Origin of the sequence: Ruegeria sp. HKCCA5463, from assembly GCF_013034175.1 — a bacterium.
Lineage (GTDB): Bacteria > Pseudomonadota > Alphaproteobacteria > Rhodobacterales > Rhodobacteraceae > Ruegeria.
Map to the genome: position 1 here is coordinate 48,845 of NZ_WQFL01000002.1, position 17,673 is coordinate 66,517.

A 17,673-nucleotide genomic window follows, 5' to 3' on the forward strand; every position below is an offset into this window, starting at 1 on the left:
TGCGGTGAGTGGTACGGGGGAACGGGTGGAAGAAAGATGAAAAAAAAGACCGGAACCCGAGTTTTGCTTGTCGTCAATGTCGTGCTGACTGTTGGTCTTGCGGCAGCGTTGGTCGAAACCGGGTATGTCTCGAAGGCGCTCAGAAAAATCTCGGGCACACATGTCCCGGTCACGGAAACCGATCACTACAAGCTCATGGTCTGGCTGCACGAGCGGCCGACTTCTCAGGCGCTCGCCTCACCGGATATTCAGATCGCTTTCATCGGCGATTCCATTATCGAAGGGTGGTTGACCAGCAACATCCTGCCCAACTCGCTGAATCTTGGGATCAGCCGCGACACCACCCCGGGCCTGATCGCACGGGCAAAACCGGAACTGATTGCCCATGTTCCGACATGGTATCTGGGAATCGGGGTCAATGACGCTCTGACGGCCACCCCGCCAGAGAAGATTGCAGAGTATGTCGCACAGTTGAAGGCCCTGTTCATGCCTGCTGACAGGTTGATCTGGCGTGCTGTGTTGCCCGTCACCGGTGCAAACTGGACCGCGGAACAAGAGGCGTTTCGAACGGCCTTCAATTCGGCTGCACAACAGGCCTGTCAGGATATGGCGAACTGCACGTTTCTGACCCCGCCGGACGGGTTCGCCGAGAACACCGCCGACTGGACATCGGACGGGTTGCATCCCAACGCAATCGGATATCGTCAGCTGGCGCGGCAGCTCTGCGCAGAAATTTCCTGCTCACCCTGAAGGTACTGAATGGGTACGGTCAGCACCGCTGCTTGCAGACCAGTCTGAAACTTGGGCAGGGTTTGTGTTCACGCCGTTTCAGCCAAAGACGTAGAAGCAAAGTTTGTTGCCATCCGGGTCACGCAGATAGGCACCATAGAACCTGTCGGGGACGCGTTGACCAGGTTCGCCTTCGTCCACCGCACCCAGGCTGATTGCCTTGTCATATAGTTCCTTGACCTCATCCTTGGAGTCGGCTGCAAAGGCGACCATGTTGCCATTTCCGGCGGCGCAGGCATCACCGTCGTAGGGCTCGCAGACCGCCAGCATCGGCGCTTCGGGTTTGTTGCCGATGAACGCGATCCGGCCTGCGTCTATAACCACTTTCGCGCCCTTGTCCGCGAAAAGTTTGGTATAGAAGTCCTTGGCGCGCTCCATGTCCGAAACGCCAACGGTTACATATCCGATCATAAAGTGGTCCTGTTCTGACAAAAGATTCCAGATGCGGCGAACAGTCCTCGACAGGGTCCAAGGTTACAAGTCACTAAACCGTCATCGAGCGGCCGGGCCGCCTAACGCGGGCTGCGTTTCGCCAGTATCCGCTGCAACGTCCGCCGATGCATATTCAACCGTCGCGCGGTTTCGGAAACATTCCGGTCACACAGCTCATAAACGCGCTGGATATGTTCCCAGCGCACACGGTCCGCGCTCATGGGGTTTTCCGGCGGCGGGGGCATCTCGTCACCCTTTGCCAGCAATGCGTTCGTGATGTCGGTCGCATCGGCTGGCTTTGACAGATAGTCGGTCGCGCCGATCTTGACAGCCGCGACAGCGGTCGCGATCGCACCATATCCGGTCAGAACAACGACACGGCTGTCAGGGCGTTTTTCCCGCAATACCTCGACAACGTCCAATCCGTTGCCATCCTCAAGCCGCAGATCGACAACGGCATAAGCCGGGGGCCGGGCGGTGGATATCGCGCGACCTGCCGCGACGGATCCTGCGGTCTCAACCTCGAAGCCACGCTTTTCCATGGCCTTGGCCAAACGTCTCAGAAACGGCTCGTCATCATCAACCAAAAGCAGGGATTTGTCAGGGCCGATGTCAAGCTGAGAAGTGTCTGCCATATGTTAGGTCTTTCGCTATTTCATGCCTTTGGCTCGAACATGAGTAATAGCAGCGCGGGAACAAAGGTCAAACAACCTTGTTACGACGCGGCCTGCTTCAGGAAGCATTCAACCTTGTCCGCCATCTGTTCGGCCGTGTCTTCGCGCTTGAAGAACTCCAGAAATCCATATTCGGGTGTAACCAGATAGGTAAAGGTGGAATGGTCAACCAGATAGAATTCATCGCCCTTGTCATGCGCCTTGTAATAGGTCTTGTAGGCCTTGCTGGCCGCCTTGACCTGTTCGGGCGAGCCGGTCAGGGCGATCGTCTTGCCCCCGAGATTGAAAGCATAGTCAGCCATGACTTCGGGCGTATCGCGATCCGGGTCAATCGAGATGAACAAAGGTGTCACCGACAGCCCGCGTTCGGCCAGAATATCGACAGCGTCGGCGTTGCGGGACATGTCGAACGGGCAAACATCCGGGCAGAACGTATATCCGAAGTAAACCAGCGTCGGTTCGGTAATCACATCTTTGTCCGTAACCGCCTCGCCTTTGCCGTTCACCAGTTCAAATGGTCCACCAATTGCGGCGGCACCCCCAGCAATCTGGCTGGACCGGCATTGCGCGAATTTGTCATCGGACCCGCCGCCCCGCGTCAGAACCCACATGGCCCCAAGTCCGATAGCCAGAACAACAGTTGCGAGAATTGCGAGAAGGCGGGTCATTTCGATTATCCGGTCTCAAGGGGTTGTTGATCGTTCCGGCCGGGACACCTATCAAGATGACCAGCCGATGCAACAGGACATAAGCGACCGATGGCAGAATCCAATCAGACTTTTTGGCGCGGCCAGGAACGCAGCAGCTGGATTCGGCTTCGGACCCTGATCCTTTTGCGATGGGTGGCCATCATCGGCCAGCTCACCGCAATCACGGTGGCCCAGCGATACTATGACGTGCAGCTGGAACTGGGCCTGTGTTACCTGGCCATCGGAATCTCGGTCATGGGCAACCTGACTGCCATATTGCTGTTTCCGCAAAACAAGCGCCTGACCGAGTTTGAAAACTTCCTGATGGTTCTGTTCGACCTGCTGCAATTGTCAATTCTGCTCTATTTGACCGGCGGGCTGAACAATCCGTTTGCGCTGCTTCTGCTGGGCCCGGTCACGATTTCAGCCAATGTCATGAGCACACGATCGACCCTGATTGTCGGCGCCGTCGCAATCGTTCTGACAACTGTGCTGGCGGAATTTCACCTTCCGTTGCGGACAAGTCTCGGGCTTGTTCTGGATATCCCTGATATCCTTCTGTTTGGAAACTGGGCCGCGATCATAATCGCCATCGTCTTCATCGGCGCCTATTCCCACCGCGTCAGTTCCGAAGTCCAATCCATGTCCGAAGCGCTGGCCGCCACGCATATGGCGCTGGCGCGCGAGCAGAAACTGACCGATCTTGGGGGCGTCGTTGCCGCTGCCGCGCATGAACTGGGCACGCCTCTGGCGACGATAAAACTGACCAGCGCGGAACTGATCGAAGAACTGGACGACCGCCCGGACCTGAAAGAAGACGCTGCTTTGATCCGCGAGCAGGCAGACCGTTGCCGTGACATTCTGCGCGACATGGGGCGGGCGGGCAAAGATGATCTGCACCTGAGGCAGGCACCGCTTTCGACAGTGGTGAACGAAGCGGCCGAACCACATGTCGGTCGCGGCAAAGAGGTTCATTTCTCTGAAGGCCCCGCGCAGGACGGGGATGTTCAGCAGCCCTCGATCCTGCGCAAACCCGAGATCATTCACGGTTTGCGCAACCTGATTCAGAATGCCGTGGATTTCGCCCGCGCAAATGTCTGGGTCGAGGCCGAATGGACCGACAGCAGGATCACCGTCAGCATCATGGATGACGGGCGGGGATATCCGCCCCACATGATCGGGCGCATCGGCGACCCGTTTATGCGCCGCAGACGGGCGGAATCCGATCAGAGAGCACGCCCGGAGTACGAAGGGATGGGCCTGGGATTGTTCATCGCCAAAACCCTGCTGGAACGCAGCGGCGCCGAACTGGAATTCGCCAATGGTTCGGACCCCTACCAGCATCTGACCGACAATCCGGAACGGCGCGGGGCAATCGTCAAGGTGACCTGGCCACGCAAGCTGATTGATGCGCAGAAAGGTGACACCCCGGTCCCGTCGGGATCCAACACGCGCATCCAGGTGTGAATTAAGAGACCGTTAACCAATCGCACACATAGTCTGTCCTTGTATCGTTCAGGCTTGGGGAATTTGATGGCCGATTGGATTATTCTGGCCGCGATCAGTCTTGTTTCGTGCTGTTTCGCCGTACTGTGGCTGTTGCCACGCCGGGCTCAGCGCGACAAGGCTTTTGGTCTGTTTTCGAACACCTCGCTGTTTGACGCCGTATTCCTGTTCGATGGCGACCAACTGATCAGCCATTCTGATTTCGCACTGGCCGGGTTTGAGCATGTTGAAAACTGGCTGGATCTGCGGCGCTTGTTGCAAAGGGACTTCCCCACCTTTCCCGAAACTTCCGACAAAGTGCGCGATCAGGGCAAAATCGTGGTATCGGCCATTGACTGCACGATCGAACGAGAAGTCGTGTGTGAGTGGATCGACGGTATCGTCCGCGTTCGACTTTGCGAATGCGCCAGGACCACCTCGGCCGGATCGGTTACCCCAGGCGAACCGACTCGTCTGGCAATGGATCTGGCCCCTTACCCGGTATGGTTGGCGGATAACGACAATCGGGTGCAATGGTGCAATGCCGCCTATGTCGCACTTGTTCAAAAGGCACGTGATCAGGACGCCGATCTGACTGCGCCGCTTTTTGAAAGCCCGGCGGATGCCACAAGACCTACCGGAAAAACCCGCGTGTCGGTGGATGTGGCAGATACTGATCGCAAGCTTTGGTTCGATTTGACTCGGATCGAACATGAGAACGGGCATCTATGCTATGCCGTTGACGTCAACGCGATTGTCGAGGCGGAAACCGCCCAGCGCAAATTCGTGCAGACCATGACCAAGACCTTTGCCCAATTGTCCATTGGTCTCGCCATTTTTGACCGCAATCGGCAATTGGCCCTGTTCAACCCGGCCTTGATCGACCTGACCACCTTGCCGCCCGATTTCCTCAGTTGCCGCCCCAGCCTGAGCAGTTTCTTCGACCGCTTGCGGGATCAACACATGATGCCCGAACCGAAGAATTACCGCAGCTGGCGGCGTCAGATGAACGACCTTCTCGAAGCGGCTGAAGATGGAAACTATCACGAGACGTGGTCGCTGCCATCCGGGTCGGTCTATTCCGTCAGCGGCCGCCCTCACCCGGACGGCGCAGTGGCGTTTCTATTCGAGGATATCACCGCCGAAATCACCCTGACGCGGCGCTTTCGATCAGAAATGGATCTGATGCAGTCCATCCTGGACAAACTGGCGGACGCGATTGCCGTCTTTGCGGATGACGGTACGCTGGCCTTCACCAACTATGCGTATCAGAAGCTGTGGGGAGACGCGCACGAGGTCGGGTTCCAAAGCGAAACGGTCACCGACGTCACGCGACGCTGGCAAGACCTCTGTATTGCGACGCCGGTTTTGGGTGAGGTGCGGGATTTTGTCGAAATGCGGGAAAACCGCGCCGAATGGACAGCTGAAATCCAGATGAGAACCGGCATTACCGTGGATTGCACCGTCACACCGGTTCATAACGGCGCGACAATCGTGCGGTTTACGCAATCCGAATTTCCCTCAAAATCCACCGCGATAGAACAGATCAGCGCCTGAACCGGGTTGCAGCCGGTCAGGCGCAAGGCCATTGTGGCGGCATGACACAGACCGCCCGATCTCTGACTTTCAAATCGCCCGAAGAAACCGCAGTTTTCGCACGGCAATTGGGAAAATCACTGCGCCCGGGCGATGTCGTTCTGCTGGAGGGCCCGATCGGCAGCGGCAAGACGCATTTCGCGCGCAACCTCATTCAGTCATTGATGGATGAACCCGAAGATGTGCCCTCGCCAACATTCACTTTGGTCCAGGCTTACGACACGCCATCAGGGGAAATATGGCATTGCGACCTGTATCGTCTGAGCGCGGCCGAAGAAGTTGACGAACTGGGTCTGACGGACGCTTTCGATACGGCAATCTGCCTTGTGGAATGGCCGGACAAGATGGGCCCGTTGGCGCCCCAAGGCGCGTTGACTTTGGCTTTTGAAACAGACCCTAACAATATCGATTTCCGCCGTGTGACCCTGTCTTGGACTGCTCCGAAATGGGCGGAAAAACTGGAGAGAACCGCATGACGAACAGGACGGTCCTGGCCGAAGCCCTGATTGCGCAAACACCCTGGGCCAGAGCAACACGTACGCCACTGGCAGGCGATGCCTCGAACCGGCGATACGAACGGCTGATTGATCCAACCAACGGGCGCACTGCGGTTTTGATGGACGCGCCACCTGAAAAAAGTGACGATGTTGAACCCTTCGTGCGGGTTGCCGAATACCTCCGATCGGTTGGTCTGAGCGCGCCGGAAATCTATGCCGAAGATACCCAGTACGGTTTTCTGTTGCTGGAAGATCTGGGTGATGATCTTTTTGCGCGCGTCCTGAAAAAAGACCCGGGCAAAGAGCGTGAATTGTACCGGGCCGCCACCGACGTGCTGCTCCACCTGCATCGGGCGCCTTCTCTTGCCTTGCCGTCTTATGATCCGTCCCTGATGACGGAACTGGCTTCATTGGCTTTCACCAAGTATGCGGCCGGTATCCTGGGAACACGTGATGAGGACGCCCTGTCGCGGTTCGAGCACCGGTTCGCGGACATCCTGCATCGTGAAACATCCGGTTCGAAAGTGGTCATTCTCAGGGATTATCACGCGGAAAACCTGTTGTGGCTGCCGCAGCGCGAAGGCGTGAAGCGCGTCGGGTTGCTGGACTTTCAGTTGGCCATGCTGGGGCACCCGGCCTACGATCTGGTGTCTCTGCTACAGGATGTACGCCGAGATGTCTCGGCCGGGATCGAAATGCAGATGATCAACCACTACATCTCTGCGTCAGGTATGGACGACCATGATTTCCGCACGGCCTACAGTGTTTTGGGGGCCCAGAGAAACCTGCGTATCCTTGGCGTCTTCGCACGTCTGGCGACGGAATATGGCAAGCCTCACTATGTGGACATGATCCCGGCCGTCTGGGCACATCTGATGCGCGATCTGGATCACCCTGCCCTGGTTTCGGTGGCGTCCCTGCTGCACGAAGCTTTGCCCAGACCCACACCGGAAAACCTGGCCAAGTTGAGAACGCAATGACCGGATCGCCATTTGCCGCAATGCTGTTCGCAGCCGGGTTTGGCACCCGCATGGGTGCGCTGACCAAAGACCGGCCGAAGCCATTGATCGAAGTGGCGGGGCGACCACTGATTGATCATGCGCTGGATCTTGTCGAAGATCTTGATCCCGTCCGTACCGTTGCCAACCTGCATTATCACGCTGATCAACTCGCGGCGCATCTCGGCCCCAAAGGCGTTCTGCTGTCTCGGGAAGCTCCTGAAATCCTGGAAACAGGTGGCGGATTGCGGGCGGCTTTGCCGATGCTGGGCACCGACCCCGTATTCACGTTGAACACGGACGCGATCTGGTCAGGGCCAAACCCTTTGACCCTGTTGCAGCAAGCCTGGGACCCGGGTCGTATGGATGCGCTGTTGATGTGTGTTCCAGTTGTGCGAACCGTTGGTCATATTGGATCGGGTGATTTCACCGCTGGAAAAGATGGACGGATCACGCGCGGTCCTGGTCTGGTTTACGGCGGGGCCCAGATCCTCAAGGCCCAAGGTTTGCATTCGTTCTCGCAAACTGCGTTTTCACTCAACCTGCTCTGGAACCAGATGCTTGATAAGGGTCGGCTTTTTGCGATCGAATACCCGGGACGCTGGTGCGACGTAGGTCGTCCGGAAGGCATCACGCTGGCCGAGGGTTTGCTGGCTGATGTTTGAATCCGGCACCCTACCCCGTGTATTTGCCGTGCCTCCCGGTACGGATTTCCCCACGGCATTGGTCGATGGCCTGCGGCAGCGCTGTTCGGGCCCACCCGAAACTTTGGCGCGGGTAGAGTTGATCCTGAACACACGACGCATGGAACGGCGCGTCCGCGATCTGTTCAATCAGGGGCCACCTTGCCTTCTACCCCGTCTCTCGTTGGTGACGGACCTGGGTGAAAGGGTTGATCTGGCGCGGATCCCGCCTGCTATCCCGCCTCTGCGGCGGCGTCTTGAGTTGACTCAGCTTGTATCCAAACTGCTGGAACAACAGCCGGACCTTGCCGCCCGGTCATCGATCTTTGACCTGTCCGACAGTCTTGCCGCGCTGATTGACGAAATGCAGGGCGAAGGCGTGTCGCCCGAAGCGATCCGGCAGCTGGACGTCAGCGACATGTCCGGACACTGGTCGCGGGCACAAGCCTTTATCGGCATCGCGGATCAATTCATCGACACCGGCGGACAGACGATGGATGCACAGGCCCGCCAGCGCCGCGTGGTCGAAAACCTGATCGCGCGATGGCAGATTGCCCCCCCGCAACACCCGGTCATTCTGGCGGGCTCTACGGGGTCCCGTGGCACCACCCTGATGTTGATGGAAGCCATCGCGCGCCTGCCGCAAGGGGCATTGGTGCTGCCCGGATTTGATTTCGACCAGCCGGATCACGTTTGGCAGGGGCTGGATGATGCGTTGACGTCTGAAGATCACCCACAATACCGTTTCCGCAAGTTGATGCGCGCGCTGGAACTTGCACCGGGTCAGATCACCCCATGGACGGACTTATCAGCCCCCTCACCCTCGCGTAACAGATTGATATCCCTAGCTTTACGTCCGGCACCCGTCACTGACGCCTGGATGACCGAAGGCCCCAGACTGTCCGATATAAAAGGCGCAACCGACGGTCTGACGCTGGTCGAGGCTCAATCGCCTCGCGCCGAGGCATTGGCCATCGCCCTGCGCCTGCGGCAGGCGGCGGAAACAGGACAGACCGCCGCTCTGATCACGCCGGATCGCATGTTGACCCGCCAGGTCAGCGCCGCGCTGGATCGGTGGAACATCGTGCCGGACGACAGTGCGGGCCTGCCGCTGCAACTTTCCCCGCCGGGACGTTTTCTGCGCCATGTGGCCAACCTGTTCACACGCCGTCTGGAAGGCGAGGCGCTGCTGACCCTTTTGAAGCACCCGCTATGTCATGATGGCGGTGACCGCGGAATTCATTTGCTGCACACGCGTGACCTGGAACTTGACCTGCGCCGTCACGGCCCGCCCTTTCCTGACAGTGCAAGCCTTGCGGCTTTTGCAGTGCGCAAAGAGGCCCAGGAAAGCTGGGTGAAATGGGTCGTGCAGCATTTCTGCGACCAGCAGGTCACCAGTGAACTGCACCTCGCGGACTGGGTGGAGCGTTTGATGAAACTGGCCGAGGCGATCTCGGCCGGCAGCACGGGTGAAACGGGCACTCTGTGGGACAAAAACGCAGGCCAAAAGGCGCTGGGGGTGCTGAATTCTCTCAGCGCAGAGGCGCAGCATGGCGGCCTGATGACAGCCCATGACTTTGCCGATCTGCTGGGCGCTCTGCTTGCGGGTGAAGAGGTTCGTGACCGGGATGCGCCGCATCCGCACATCATGATCTGGGGCACGCTCGAGGCACGGGTGCAGGGCGCCGACCTGCTGATCCTTGGCGGGTTGAATGAAGGAAGTTGGCCAGAGGCGCCAACACCCGATCCCTGGTTGAACCGGCAGATGCGTGACGAAGCCGGCTTGTTGCTGCCCGAACGCCGGATCGGCCTGTCTGCGCATGACTTCCAGCAGGCCATCGGCGCACCCGAAGTGTGGTTGACCCGCGCGACCCGCTCGGATGATGCCGAGACGGTTCCGTCGCGCTGGCTGAACCGACTGACCAACCTGTTGCAGGGTTTGTCGGGTCAGGGTGGCCCCGAAGCTCTGACCAAAATGCGCGCTCATGGCGAAAAATGGTTGAACTGGTCCGAGGCACTGGAAGATGCGCCGCGGATCGACCCCGCACCGCGTCCTTCTCCGCGCCCACCGGCCGCCGCGCGTCCGCGCCGTCTGTCTGTGACCGAGATAAAGAGGCTGATCCGCGATCCATACGCGATTTACGCCAAACATGTGCTTCGGCTGAAACCGCTAGATCCGCTTGTACAGGCCCCCGATGCCTTGCTGAGAGGAATTGTGATTCACGAAATCCTCGAGCATTTCATCAAGGACAGCGTCCTCGACAGCGCTTTGCTGACGCGGGACAATTTCCTGAAACGGGCGCATGCTCTGTTGGATCAACACGTCGCCTGGCCGACGGCCCGCAAACTGTGGCTGGCCCGGCTTGAGCGGATCGCGGATGATTTCCTTGGGGCAGAGCTCGCGCGCCGGAAGGATGGTGGCCCCGTGGCATTTGAGGCAGCGATGAAACTGGCGCTGCGCCCCCTGGATTTCACCATTGTCGGGCGCGCGGACAGAATCGATTGCAACAGCCGGGGCGCGTTGCGCATCATCGACTATAAAACCGGCGCACCACCGACGGAAAGCCAGCAATCCAAATTTGACAAGCAGTTGCTGATCGAGGTGGCCATAGCCGAGCAGGGCGGGATTGAGGGCCTTGACCCGACAAGCGTGGCCCAAGCCATCTTCATCGGTATGGGTGGCAGCTATAAGGAGGTTGCGGCGCCTTTGGACAAAGAACCGACCGACAAGGTTCTTGCCGAGCTGAAAGAGTTGATTTCCGCTTATTTAGAGCCTGATCAGGGGTTTTCGTCCCGTCGTATGCTGCACAAGGATTCAGATATCGGTGATTATGATCACCTGGCGCGGTTCGGCGAATGGGACCGGACAGCGGAAACCTACCCCGAGGATCTGACATGAGCCCGCGCAACGACGCAACTGAACGGCAGGTACAGGCCGCGCGCCCCGATGCCTCGACCTGGCTGGCGGCCAATGCCGGGTCCGGCAAAACCCGGGTTCTGACCGACCGTGTGGCGCGTCTGCTGCTGGGCGGGGTCCAGCCTCAGCATATTCTGTGCCTGACCTACACCAAGGCCGCCGCCAGCGAGATGCAGAACAGGTTGTTCAAGCGCCTTGGCGAATGGGCCATGCTGGATGATACCCCCTTGTTGGAGGAGCTGACCGATCTGGGTGTGCCCGGCGAAATCGGTTTGGACCGGTTGGCGCAAGCACGCACCCTGTTTGCCCGCGCCATCGAAACGCCGGGTGGTCTGAAAATCCAGACCATCCACTCGTTCTGCGCGTCATTGTTGCGACGCTTTCCGCTGGAGGCTGGCGTTAGCCCGCAGTTCACCGAAATGGAAGACCGCGCAGCAGCCTTGTTGCGAGAGGAAATTGTCGAAGATTTCGCCGCAGGCCCGCAGGCCGGGTTGATTGAAGATGTGGCCCGGTTCGTCACGGACACGGGGTTTGATAAACTGACCGCTGCGATCACGCAAAAACGCAGTCTTTTTGCGCAGCCGCTCGAATGGTCCGATCTGCTGCAACGCTTCGATCTGCCCGCCGGCTTTGACGAAACAGCGCTGCTTGCGCGGGTTTTTCTTGGTGGCGAAGTCGAACTCATCCAGTCCATACTGCCCGCTTTGACCGAAAGCGGAGGCAACAATGCCAAGGCCGCCGCAAAACTGGCCGCGTTCAACGAAGCCAGATTGATACATCTACCCATGTTGGAAAGCGTGTTTCTGACGGGGAAGGGCGCAAAGGAACCCTTCACAGCCAAACTCAACGCTTTTCCCACCAAACCCCTGCGCGAAGGTGCGCTGGCCGACCGGATGCCGCAGATCGAGGCCTTCATGCAGCGGATCGAAACCGCGCGTGAACAACGCCTGGCGCTGGTCGCAGCGCAGAAAACCGCGGTTCTGCACCGCTTTGCCGCAGCCTTCCTGCCGGAATATGAACGGCGCAAGCAGTTGCGCGGCTGGCTGGATTTCGACGACCTGATCCTGCGCGCACGGCAGGTGTTGAACGATCCAGCAGTGGCCGAATGGGTGCTGTACCGACTGGACGGTGGCATCGATCATATTCTTGTGGACGAAGCGCAAGACACCAGCCCCGATCAATGGGACGTGATCGAGAAACTGGCACAGGAATTCACCAGCGGGGAAGGGGCCCGATCCGGGGTCGAGCGCACGATATTCGTCGTCGGCGACAAGAAACAATCGATCTATTCCTTTCAGGGCGCCGATCCACAGGCCTTTGACAGAATGCAGGAAGAGTTTGGCCGGAAATTGGCTGAATCAGGCTCTAAACTGTGGGATTCGACGTTGGAATACTCGTTCCGATCCTCCAGCGCGATCCTGACTCTGGTCGATATCCTGTTTGAAAACCGCTCTGGTGCGGGGTTTCACAAGGACAGTCTGCACCGTGCTTTCAAGGCCGATCTGCCGGGTCGTGTTGATCTTTGGCCCGTTGTCGAAAAAGTAGCGGATGCCGAAGTCGGGGATTGGACCGATCCGGTCGATCGTCCCGGCGCACGGCATCACACCGTCATTCTGGCCGAGAATGTCGCACAGTCGATCAAAGACATGATCGAACGGGGCGAGACGATCCCGGAAGATGACAAATCCGGCCAATTCGTTCGTCGAAAAGTGCAGCCGGGGGATTTTCTGATCCTTGTGCAACGCCGCTCGGACCTGTTTGCCGAGATCATCCGTGCCTGCAAGGCGCTGCACCTGCCTATCGCCGGAGCAGATCGGCTGAAAGTGGGCGCTGAACTGGCGGTCAAGGATCTTGCGGCCTTGCTCAGCTTTCTGGCCACGCCCGAAGACAGCCTGTCCCTGGCGACGGTTCTCAAATCCCCCTTGTTCGGTTGGTCCGAACAGCAGCTTTTCGATCTGGCGCACCGTCGGAAGGAACAGTTCCTTTGGGCCGCACTGCGCAACCGCGCCGAAGAGTTTCCGGAAACACTGTCCGTGCTGAATGAACTGCGCAGCCAGATCGACTTTTTGCGCCCCTATGATCTGATCGAACGTATCCTGACCCGCCATGACGGGCGGCGCAAGCTGTTGGGGCGGTTGGGGGCAGAAGCCGAAGATGGCATCAACGCGCTGTTGTCCCAGGCACTGGCCTATGAGCGAACGGATATCCCCAGCCTGACGGGGTTTCTGGTCTGGATGCAGACCGACGATCTGGAAATCAAACGACAGATGAGCGGCGTCGGCAACAGGATCCGGGTGATGACCGTTCATGGCTCAAAAGGGTTGGAGGCGCCGATCGTCATCCTGCCGGACACCGGCAAACGCCAGCCTCCGCGTGACGCCGAGATCATGCTGGCCAGCGGCACGCCGTTGTGGAAAGTGTCGGCGGACGCATCACCAAACCTGATCTCGCAGGCGCGGGAAGAGGCGCGCAGCCGCGAGGAAAACGAACGGCTTCGGTTGCTGTATGTGGCTCTGACACGGGCGGAAAAGTGGTTGATCGTAGCGGCGGCAGGCGATTTGGGGAAAGACGGCAACAGCTGGTATCAGATGGTCGAGGCGGCAATGGATCGGGCCGGGGCCGCGCAGGTGCCGGGTTCCGATATCCGCCGCCTGTCCCACGGGGATTGGGACGCGCTGCCCTTGGTCGATCAACCGAACACTGACGTTGGGCCAGTCGATTTGCCGGACATGTTTCACCATCCGGCTCCGGACCCGGTTGCGCCTGCAAGCGCGTTCAGCCCTTCGGACCTGGGCGGCCCAAAGGCATTACCCGGTGATGCCGGCCTGGATGAAGAGACGGCCAAACTGCGTGGAACCTACCTCCACCTTCTGCTGGAACACCTTCCCGTGGCAGAGAAAGACCTCTGGCCAAAGCTTTGCGCCCGGTTGCTACCCGATATGCAGGAAACGGACCGGCAAGAGATTTTGAACGAAGCTGCATGTGTACTGACAGCGGAAAACCTACAGCCCGTATTCGCGCCTGGCACGCTTGCCGAAGTGCCAATAACTGCCGATCTGAACGGACAGCGGATGCATGGGGTTGTCGACCGTCTGATCGTATCGGATACCGAAGTGCATGTGATTGATTTCAAATCAAATGCCATCGTTCCGAAGCGCGCGGAAGAGTGCCCCGAAGGGCTGTTGCGACAGATGGGGGCATATGCTTATGCGCTGGCTCAGATCTATCCGGGCCGCAGCATTCGAACCGCCATTCTGTGGACTCGCACGGCACGCCTGATGTGGTTGCCACACGATCTTGTGACAGATACACTGGCCCGCACCCAGATATCTTGACCTTACCCGAAGTGGCACCTACGTTCTGTTCCCAAGTTTACCCCATTCAGGAGACAGAATATGTCGACCGTAGCCGTTACCGACGACACCTTTGACGCCGAAGTCAAGAATTCGACCGTTCCCGTGGTCGTGGATTTCTGGGCCGAATGGTGTGGCCCCTGCAAGCAAATTGGCCCCGCGCTGGAAGAACTGGCAGCCGAGTATGGCGACAAGGTAAAGATCGCCAAGGTCGATGTGGACAGCAACCCAAACGCGGCGGCCGCGATGGGCGTGCGCGGCATTCCGGCGCTGTTCATCTTCAAGGACGGTCAGGTTGTTTCGAACCGCGCGGGCGCGGCCCCCAAAGCCGCCCTGCAAAGCTGGATCGACGAATCCATCTGATCTGGTCCTAACAGATTATCTCGAAGGCGCCTCAGATCGGGGCGCCTTTTTTATTGAAGAAATCGGGGAATCCTATGGCAAAAACACGAGTCCTTGTGGAATTCGGAATGGGCACGTCCCTGCGCCGGATGGACTATACCCAGGCGTCACTGCGGGCGATCAAGGATGCGCTTTGGCATAACTCTGTCAACATGGCGGAGCTGTTCGGGTTCCCGAAAGGGGCGATGATCATTGATGCCGAAATTGGGGTTCAGCAACCGGATCAGGTGGACATCGACGCGCTGAAGGCTGTCTTCCCCTACGGTCAGCCAAACATCACTGTCACCAAAGGCGGGCTGGACATCGCAAAGCCCCACGGTGACGGACACACGGTCATTGCCAACGCCGCCCTGATCGTTTCCTTCGACATGGAGCCCGCACAATGAGTGAAAAACGCATCATTCTGGAGATGGGAACGGGTAACGACCTGTACGGCCAGGACTATACCAAGGCAGCCCGCCGCGCGGTGCAGGATGCCTTGCACCATTCATCCATCACGTTGTTTTCGAAACTGGGGATTGATCATTCCGAAATGCGGGTCAGCGTCACGATCGGCGTGCAGGATCCTGAACAGGTAGATTGCGGCCTGGTAGCTTCTGACCTGCCGCGGGGCAGGGCCGAGGTTCGCGCAGTCAAAGGTGGGCTTGAGGTTGTCGATGAAGAAGCGGGTACGCGGCACGTGGTTGCAACCGCGGCGATCGAGGCTTTTCTGCCCGGTCTTTCCGGAAAATACGTTCGAAGCTGAACAAAGAAAAAGCCGCTCGGAAAACCGGGCGGCTGTCTCGATTGGGCGGTCTGTTGGAACGATCAGATATCGGCGATATCTGCGCGGCTCAGACCGATATCGTCCAGCTGAGCGTCGCTGAGTTCCGACAGGAGTTTGCGGGTTTTGCGGGATTCTTTCCATTCGACAACGGTGTTGAAGACATTGGTGAACGCGTCCACTACGTGCAGGATGGTAGCTGCTCCGAGCGGCGCATGAATGTTAGCTGTGGTTGCCATGTGCGCAGTCCTTTGTGATGAAACAGCCGACCCGTTGTCGGTTGTGAGCCTCATGTAGTCCCACGGGCCCGGACTCACAATTGCTGGTCCGGTAACCCCGGATTGCGTTTTTTGCATATCTTTTGGGCAATTGAAGAACGGGTTGCGCCAACCTGCGACCCAGCCCATATATACCGCCAGCGAAAACGGAGACGATCATGGCAGACAACGACTTTCCCGGTTGGCACGGCACGACGATCATTGGCGTCAAGAAGGGCGGTCAGATCGTCATAGCCGGTGATGGGCAGGTCAGCCTGGGTCAGACCGTGATCAAGGGCACGGCGCGCAAGGTGCGCCGCCTGTCCCCCGGAGGGTCCGAAGTTGTCGCTGGCTTTGCCGGTTCGACGGCCGATGCCTTCACGTTGCTGGAGCGGCTGGAGGCCAAGCTCGAGGCGACACCGGGCCAACTTGCCCGTGCTTCTGTGGAATTGGCCAAAGACTGGCGTACCGACAAATACCTGCAAAAGCTCGAGGCGATGCTGATCGTCACGGACGGCAAGGACATGTTCGTGATCACCGGGGCGGGTGACGTGCTGGAACCTGAACACAACGTGGCTGCCATCGGGTCCGGGGGCAATTTTGCCCTGGCCGCTGCCCGCGCGATGATGGACAGTGACAAGTCGGCGGAAGAGGTCGTGCGTCAGGCAATGGCCATCGCGGCCGATATCTGTGTCTATACCAATGGTAATCTGACGGTTGAGACGATCTCAGGCTAACAGCGCCGAGATCTCCTTGCCTTTCCAGCGGCGATGCATGCCGATCAGGCCAATGATCGCTGCGATGATCACGATGTAGTAGGGCACGCGGATATCGATGCTCATCAATCCGCCCCCGATCAGCGACATGATCCCGCCCGCAAGGCAGAACACGGCAGTGGTCACACCCATGACCCAGCCCTGATCCGCTTCGCTGACGCTGGAAGAGAACAGCCCAAGCATGGTGGGGTAGGCGATTCCGAACAGGAAATAGAAGAAAAAGACCGGCACATAACTGAACACGCCGCTTGGGCTGAAGGCGAACGCGAAACCGCAGATCACCATGACGATGAGTGACGTGTGGATTATCGCATGTTTGCTGAATTTCTCTTGCGCGGGTTTCACCAGGAACGTGCTGGAGAAGGCCAGCGCCACACCGATGACAACCATCGCCATACTGCCGCCGATGACTCCGTATCCGAAGGCGCTGGTCAGGAAATTGTCGACAAAGACGTAGAAGGTGACATTGGCGATCATGAAGAACGAATAGACCGGCAGGATCTTCAACACCATCGGATGACCACGCACCGCCATCAGGCTGTCTGTTATGTCACGGGGACGGAAGACAAAGGGCGCGCGATCCGTTCGGGTATCCTGGAAGAAAAACAGGACCAGAAAGATTGCAATCAGCACAAGGACAAATGCGCCGTAAAAAGGCGTTCTCAGCGTGGCGAAACCGCCCAGCAGGGCGGCGTCAGACAAGACCGCGCCGATGATCGGCCCGCCCACAAGGCCAAAGCTGACGCCCGTCACGATATAACCCATGTTCCGGTCCCGGTCTGTCGCGTCGGTGCTGCCGTCGATCATCGCCGCTTGCGCAATGGGTTGGTTGCCCGCAGTAAATCCGGTGATCGAACGCCCGACGATCAGCAGAAGAAGGCTGTTGAGATAAAGCGCGGCAATGGTCAGGGCATACCCGGCCAGAGCACCGCCCAGGCACACCAGCAAAGCGTTCTTGCGCCCGATCGAATCCGATACTTTCGAAACATAGACAACGCCCAAAAACCAGGACAGGAAAAAGCACCCGATCACGAGGCCGTAATAGAAATGCCTGCGCCCCTCGGGCGTGTTTTCGGGCAGAAACCCGGATTTCGTTTCCATGATCAGCGAGTTGATGATCGGAAAGACCAGCCCCTGTCCGATCAGATCCACAAACACCACAAACAGAAGGGTAATCTTGGCAATATTTGTCATGTCTTACGCTCCTGACCCTCAAACCCTTGAAATCACTGTAGCAGAGGGTTCGCGCATTCCCCAAGCAAAGCATTTGCAAACCTGAGCCGGCATTGCTAACCAACGCGGCCATGAATACAGGCTTGGTTGTTTTCGCCCGCGCGGTGATTACCTAAGCCGCATGACACA

At 58.5% G+C, this 17,673-nt stretch carries 16 protein-coding genes and 1 pseudogene; 12 read left to right on the plus strand and 5 right to left on the minus strand.

Annotated features, from left to right (window positions below; all coding sequences use genetic code 11):
• Positions 1-36: 36 nt before the first annotated feature.
• Positions 37-750: a GDSL-type esterase/lipase family protein gene (locus GOW09_RS06285; protein ID WP_171116652.1), complete on the plus strand. Its 714-nt coding sequence runs from the start codon at positions 37-39 to the stop codon at positions 748-750.
• Positions 751-828: 78 nt separating this feature from the next.
• On the opposite strand, the gene GOW09_RS06290 is transcribed toward GOW09_RS06285, so the two are convergent.
• The 3 genes from GOW09_RS06290 to GOW09_RS06300 form a co-directional block, all read right to left on the minus strand.
• Positions 829-1,200 (minus strand): VOC family protein, encoded by a 372-nt coding sequence (locus GOW09_RS06290; RefSeq protein ID WP_152459642.1) that lies wholly within the window; start codon positions 1,198-1,200, stop codon positions 829-831.
• 101 nt (positions 1,201-1,301) lie between these two features.
• Positions 1,302-1,856 (minus strand): ActR/PrrA/RegA family redox response regulator transcription factor, encoded by a 555-nt coding sequence (locus GOW09_RS06295; protein ID WP_152459641.1) that lies wholly within the window; start codon positions 1,854-1,856, stop codon positions 1,302-1,304.
• An 80-nt stretch (positions 1,857-1,936) separates the two neighbouring features.
• On the minus strand, positions 1,937-2,563 hold the full coding sequence (locus GOW09_RS06300) for an SCO family protein (RefSeq protein ID WP_171116654.1): 627 nt from the start codon (positions 2,561-2,563) through the stop codon (positions 1,937-1,939).
• A gap of 90 nt (positions 2,564-2,653) precedes the next feature.
• Here GOW09_RS06300 and regB point away from each other — a divergent pair, with 90 nt between their 5' ends.
• From regB to GOW09_RS06350, 10 genes and pseudogenes are all read left to right on the plus strand, one after another.
• The gene (gene regB, locus GOW09_RS06305; protein WP_171116656.1) at positions 2,654-4,051 is read left to right on the plus strand and encodes a sensor histidine kinase RegB; all 1,398 of its coding nucleotides are present in this window, start codon (positions 2,654-2,656) and stop codon (positions 4,049-4,051) included.
• Positions 4,052-4,117: 66 nt separating this feature from the next.
• A complete protein-coding gene (locus GOW09_RS06310) occupies positions 4,118-5,626 on the plus strand; it encodes a PAS-domain containing protein (RefSeq protein WP_171116658.1) in 1,509 nt (502 codons plus the stop codon).
• Positions 5,627-5,667: 41 nt separating this feature from the next.
• The gene (tsaE, locus tag GOW09_RS06315; protein WP_171116660.1) at positions 5,668-6,141 is read left to right on the plus strand and encodes a tRNA (adenosine(37)-N6)-threonylcarbamoyltransferase complex ATPase subunit type 1 TsaE; all 474 of its coding nucleotides are present in this window, start codon (positions 5,668-5,670) and stop codon (positions 6,139-6,141) included.
• Positions 6,138-7,142 (plus strand): aminoglycoside phosphotransferase family protein, encoded by a 1,005-nt coding sequence (locus GOW09_RS06320; RefSeq protein ID WP_171116662.1) that lies wholly within the window; start codon positions 6,138-6,140, stop codon positions 7,140-7,142. The genes tsaE and GOW09_RS06320 overlap by 4 nt, the downstream gene beginning before the upstream one ends.
• Positions 7,139-7,825, plus strand: a complete 687-nt coding sequence (locus GOW09_RS06325) for a nucleotidyltransferase family protein (protein ID WP_171116664.1) — start codon at positions 7,139-7,141, stop codon at positions 7,823-7,825. Before GOW09_RS06320 ends, GOW09_RS06325 begins: the two co-directional genes overlap by 4 nt.
• Positions 7,818-10,742 (plus strand): double-strand break repair protein AddB, encoded by a 2,925-nt coding sequence (gene addB, locus GOW09_RS06330; protein ID WP_171116666.1) that lies wholly within the window; start codon positions 7,818-7,820, stop codon positions 10,740-10,742. Before GOW09_RS06325 ends, addB begins: the two co-directional genes overlap by 8 nt.
• Positions 10,739-14,095: a double-strand break repair helicase AddA gene (addA, locus tag GOW09_RS06335; RefSeq protein ID WP_171116668.1), complete on the plus strand. Its 3,357-nt coding sequence runs from the start codon at positions 10,739-10,741 to the stop codon at positions 14,093-14,095. The genes addB and addA overlap by 4 nt, the downstream gene beginning before the upstream one ends.
• A 51-nt stretch (positions 14,096-14,146) precedes the next feature.
• Positions 14,147-14,476 (plus strand): annotated as a pseudogene (gene trxA / locus GOW09_RS06340) (thioredoxin); the annotation flags it as partial.
• Positions 14,477-14,550: 74 nt separating this feature from the next.
• Positions 14,551-14,901 carry a Lin0512 family protein gene (locus GOW09_RS06345; protein WP_171116670.1) on the plus strand — a complete coding sequence of 117 codons (351 nt, stop codon included), beginning with the start codon at positions 14,551-14,553 and terminating at the stop codon, positions 14,899-14,901.
• Positions 14,898-15,260: a Lin0512 family protein gene (locus GOW09_RS06350; RefSeq protein WP_171116672.1), complete on the plus strand. Its 363-nt coding sequence runs from the start codon at positions 14,898-14,900 to the stop codon at positions 15,258-15,260. Before GOW09_RS06345 ends, GOW09_RS06350 begins: the two co-directional genes overlap by 4 nt.
• Positions 15,261-15,322: 62 nt before the next feature.
• Here GOW09_RS06350 and GOW09_RS06355 read toward each other — a convergent pair whose 3' ends face one another.
• A complete protein-coding gene (locus GOW09_RS06355; RefSeq protein ID WP_171116674.1) occupies positions 15,323-15,517 on the minus strand; it encodes a DUF1127 domain-containing protein in 195 nt (64 codons plus the stop codon).
• A gap of 197 nt (positions 15,518-15,714) precedes the next feature.
• On the opposite strand from GOW09_RS06355, the gene hslV reads away from it, so the two are divergent.
• Entirely contained in the window at positions 15,715-16,272 is a 558-nt protein-coding gene (gene hslV, locus GOW09_RS06360) for an ATP-dependent protease subunit HslV (protein WP_171116676.1), read from the plus strand.
• On the opposite strand, the gene GOW09_RS06365 is transcribed toward hslV, so the two are convergent.
• The gene (locus tag GOW09_RS06365; protein ID WP_171116678.1) at positions 16,264-17,505 is read right to left on the minus strand and encodes an MFS transporter; all 1,242 of its coding nucleotides are present in this window, start codon (positions 17,503-17,505) and stop codon (positions 16,264-16,266) included. The genes hslV and GOW09_RS06365 overlap by 9 nt on opposite strands.
• Positions 17,506-17,673 lie beyond the last annotated feature (168 nt).

Bases quoted from the DNA above. Each gene is read 5' to 3' on its own strand.
- addB (WP_171116666.1), top strand. From the start codon at position 7,818: ATGTTTGAATCCGGCACCCTACCCCGTGTATTTGCCGTGCCTCCCGGT.
- addA (WP_171116668.1), top strand. From the start codon at position 10,739: ATGAGCCCGCGCAACGACGCAACTGAACGGCAGGTACAGGCCGCGCGC.
- GOW09_RS06285 (WP_171116652.1), top strand. From the start codon at position 37: ATGAAAAAAAAGACCGGAACCCGAGTTTTGCTTGTCGTCAATGTCGTG.
- GOW09_RS06325 (WP_171116664.1), top strand. From the start codon at position 7,139: ATGACCGGATCGCCATTTGCCGCAATGCTGTTCGCAGCCGGGTTTGGC.
- tsaE (WP_171116660.1), top strand. From the start codon at position 5,668: ATGACACAGACCGCCCGATCTCTGACTTTCAAATCGCCCGAAGAAACC.
- GOW09_RS06300 (WP_171116654.1), bottom strand. From the start codon at position 2,563: ATGACCCGCCTTCTCGCAATTCTCGCAACTGTTGTTCTGGCTATCGGA.
- GOW09_RS06350 (WP_171116672.1), top strand. From the start codon at position 14,898: ATGAGTGAAAAACGCATCATTCTGGAGATGGGAACGGGTAACGACCTG.
- GOW09_RS06345 (WP_171116670.1), top strand. From the start codon at position 14,551: ATGGCAAAAACACGAGTCCTTGTGGAATTCGGAATGGGCACGTCCCTG.
- GOW09_RS06365 (WP_171116678.1), bottom strand. From the start codon at position 17,505: ATGACAAATATTGCCAAGATTACCCTTCTGTTTGTGGTGTTTGTGGAT.
- GOW09_RS06310 (WP_171116658.1), top strand. From the start codon at position 4,118: ATGGCCGATTGGATTATTCTGGCCGCGATCAGTCTTGTTTCGTGCTGT.
- GOW09_RS06295 (WP_152459641.1), bottom strand. From the start codon at position 1,856: ATGGCAGACACTTCTCAGCTTGACATCGGCCCTGACAAATCCCTGCTT.
- regB (WP_171116656.1), top strand. From the start codon at position 2,654: ATGGCAGAATCCAATCAGACTTTTTGGCGCGGCCAGGAACGCAGCAGC.
- GOW09_RS06320 (WP_171116662.1), top strand. From the start codon at position 6,138: ATGACGAACAGGACGGTCCTGGCCGAAGCCCTGATTGCGCAAACACCC.
- hslV (WP_171116676.1), top strand. From the start codon at position 15,715: ATGGCAGACAACGACTTTCCCGGTTGGCACGGCACGACGATCATTGGC.
- GOW09_RS06290 (WP_152459642.1), bottom strand. From the start codon at position 1,200: ATGATCGGATATGTAACCGTTGGCGTTTCGGACATGGAGCGCGCCAAG.
- GOW09_RS06355 (WP_171116674.1), bottom strand. From the start codon at position 15,517: ATGGCAACCACAGCTAACATTCATGCGCCGCTCGGAGCAGCTACCATC.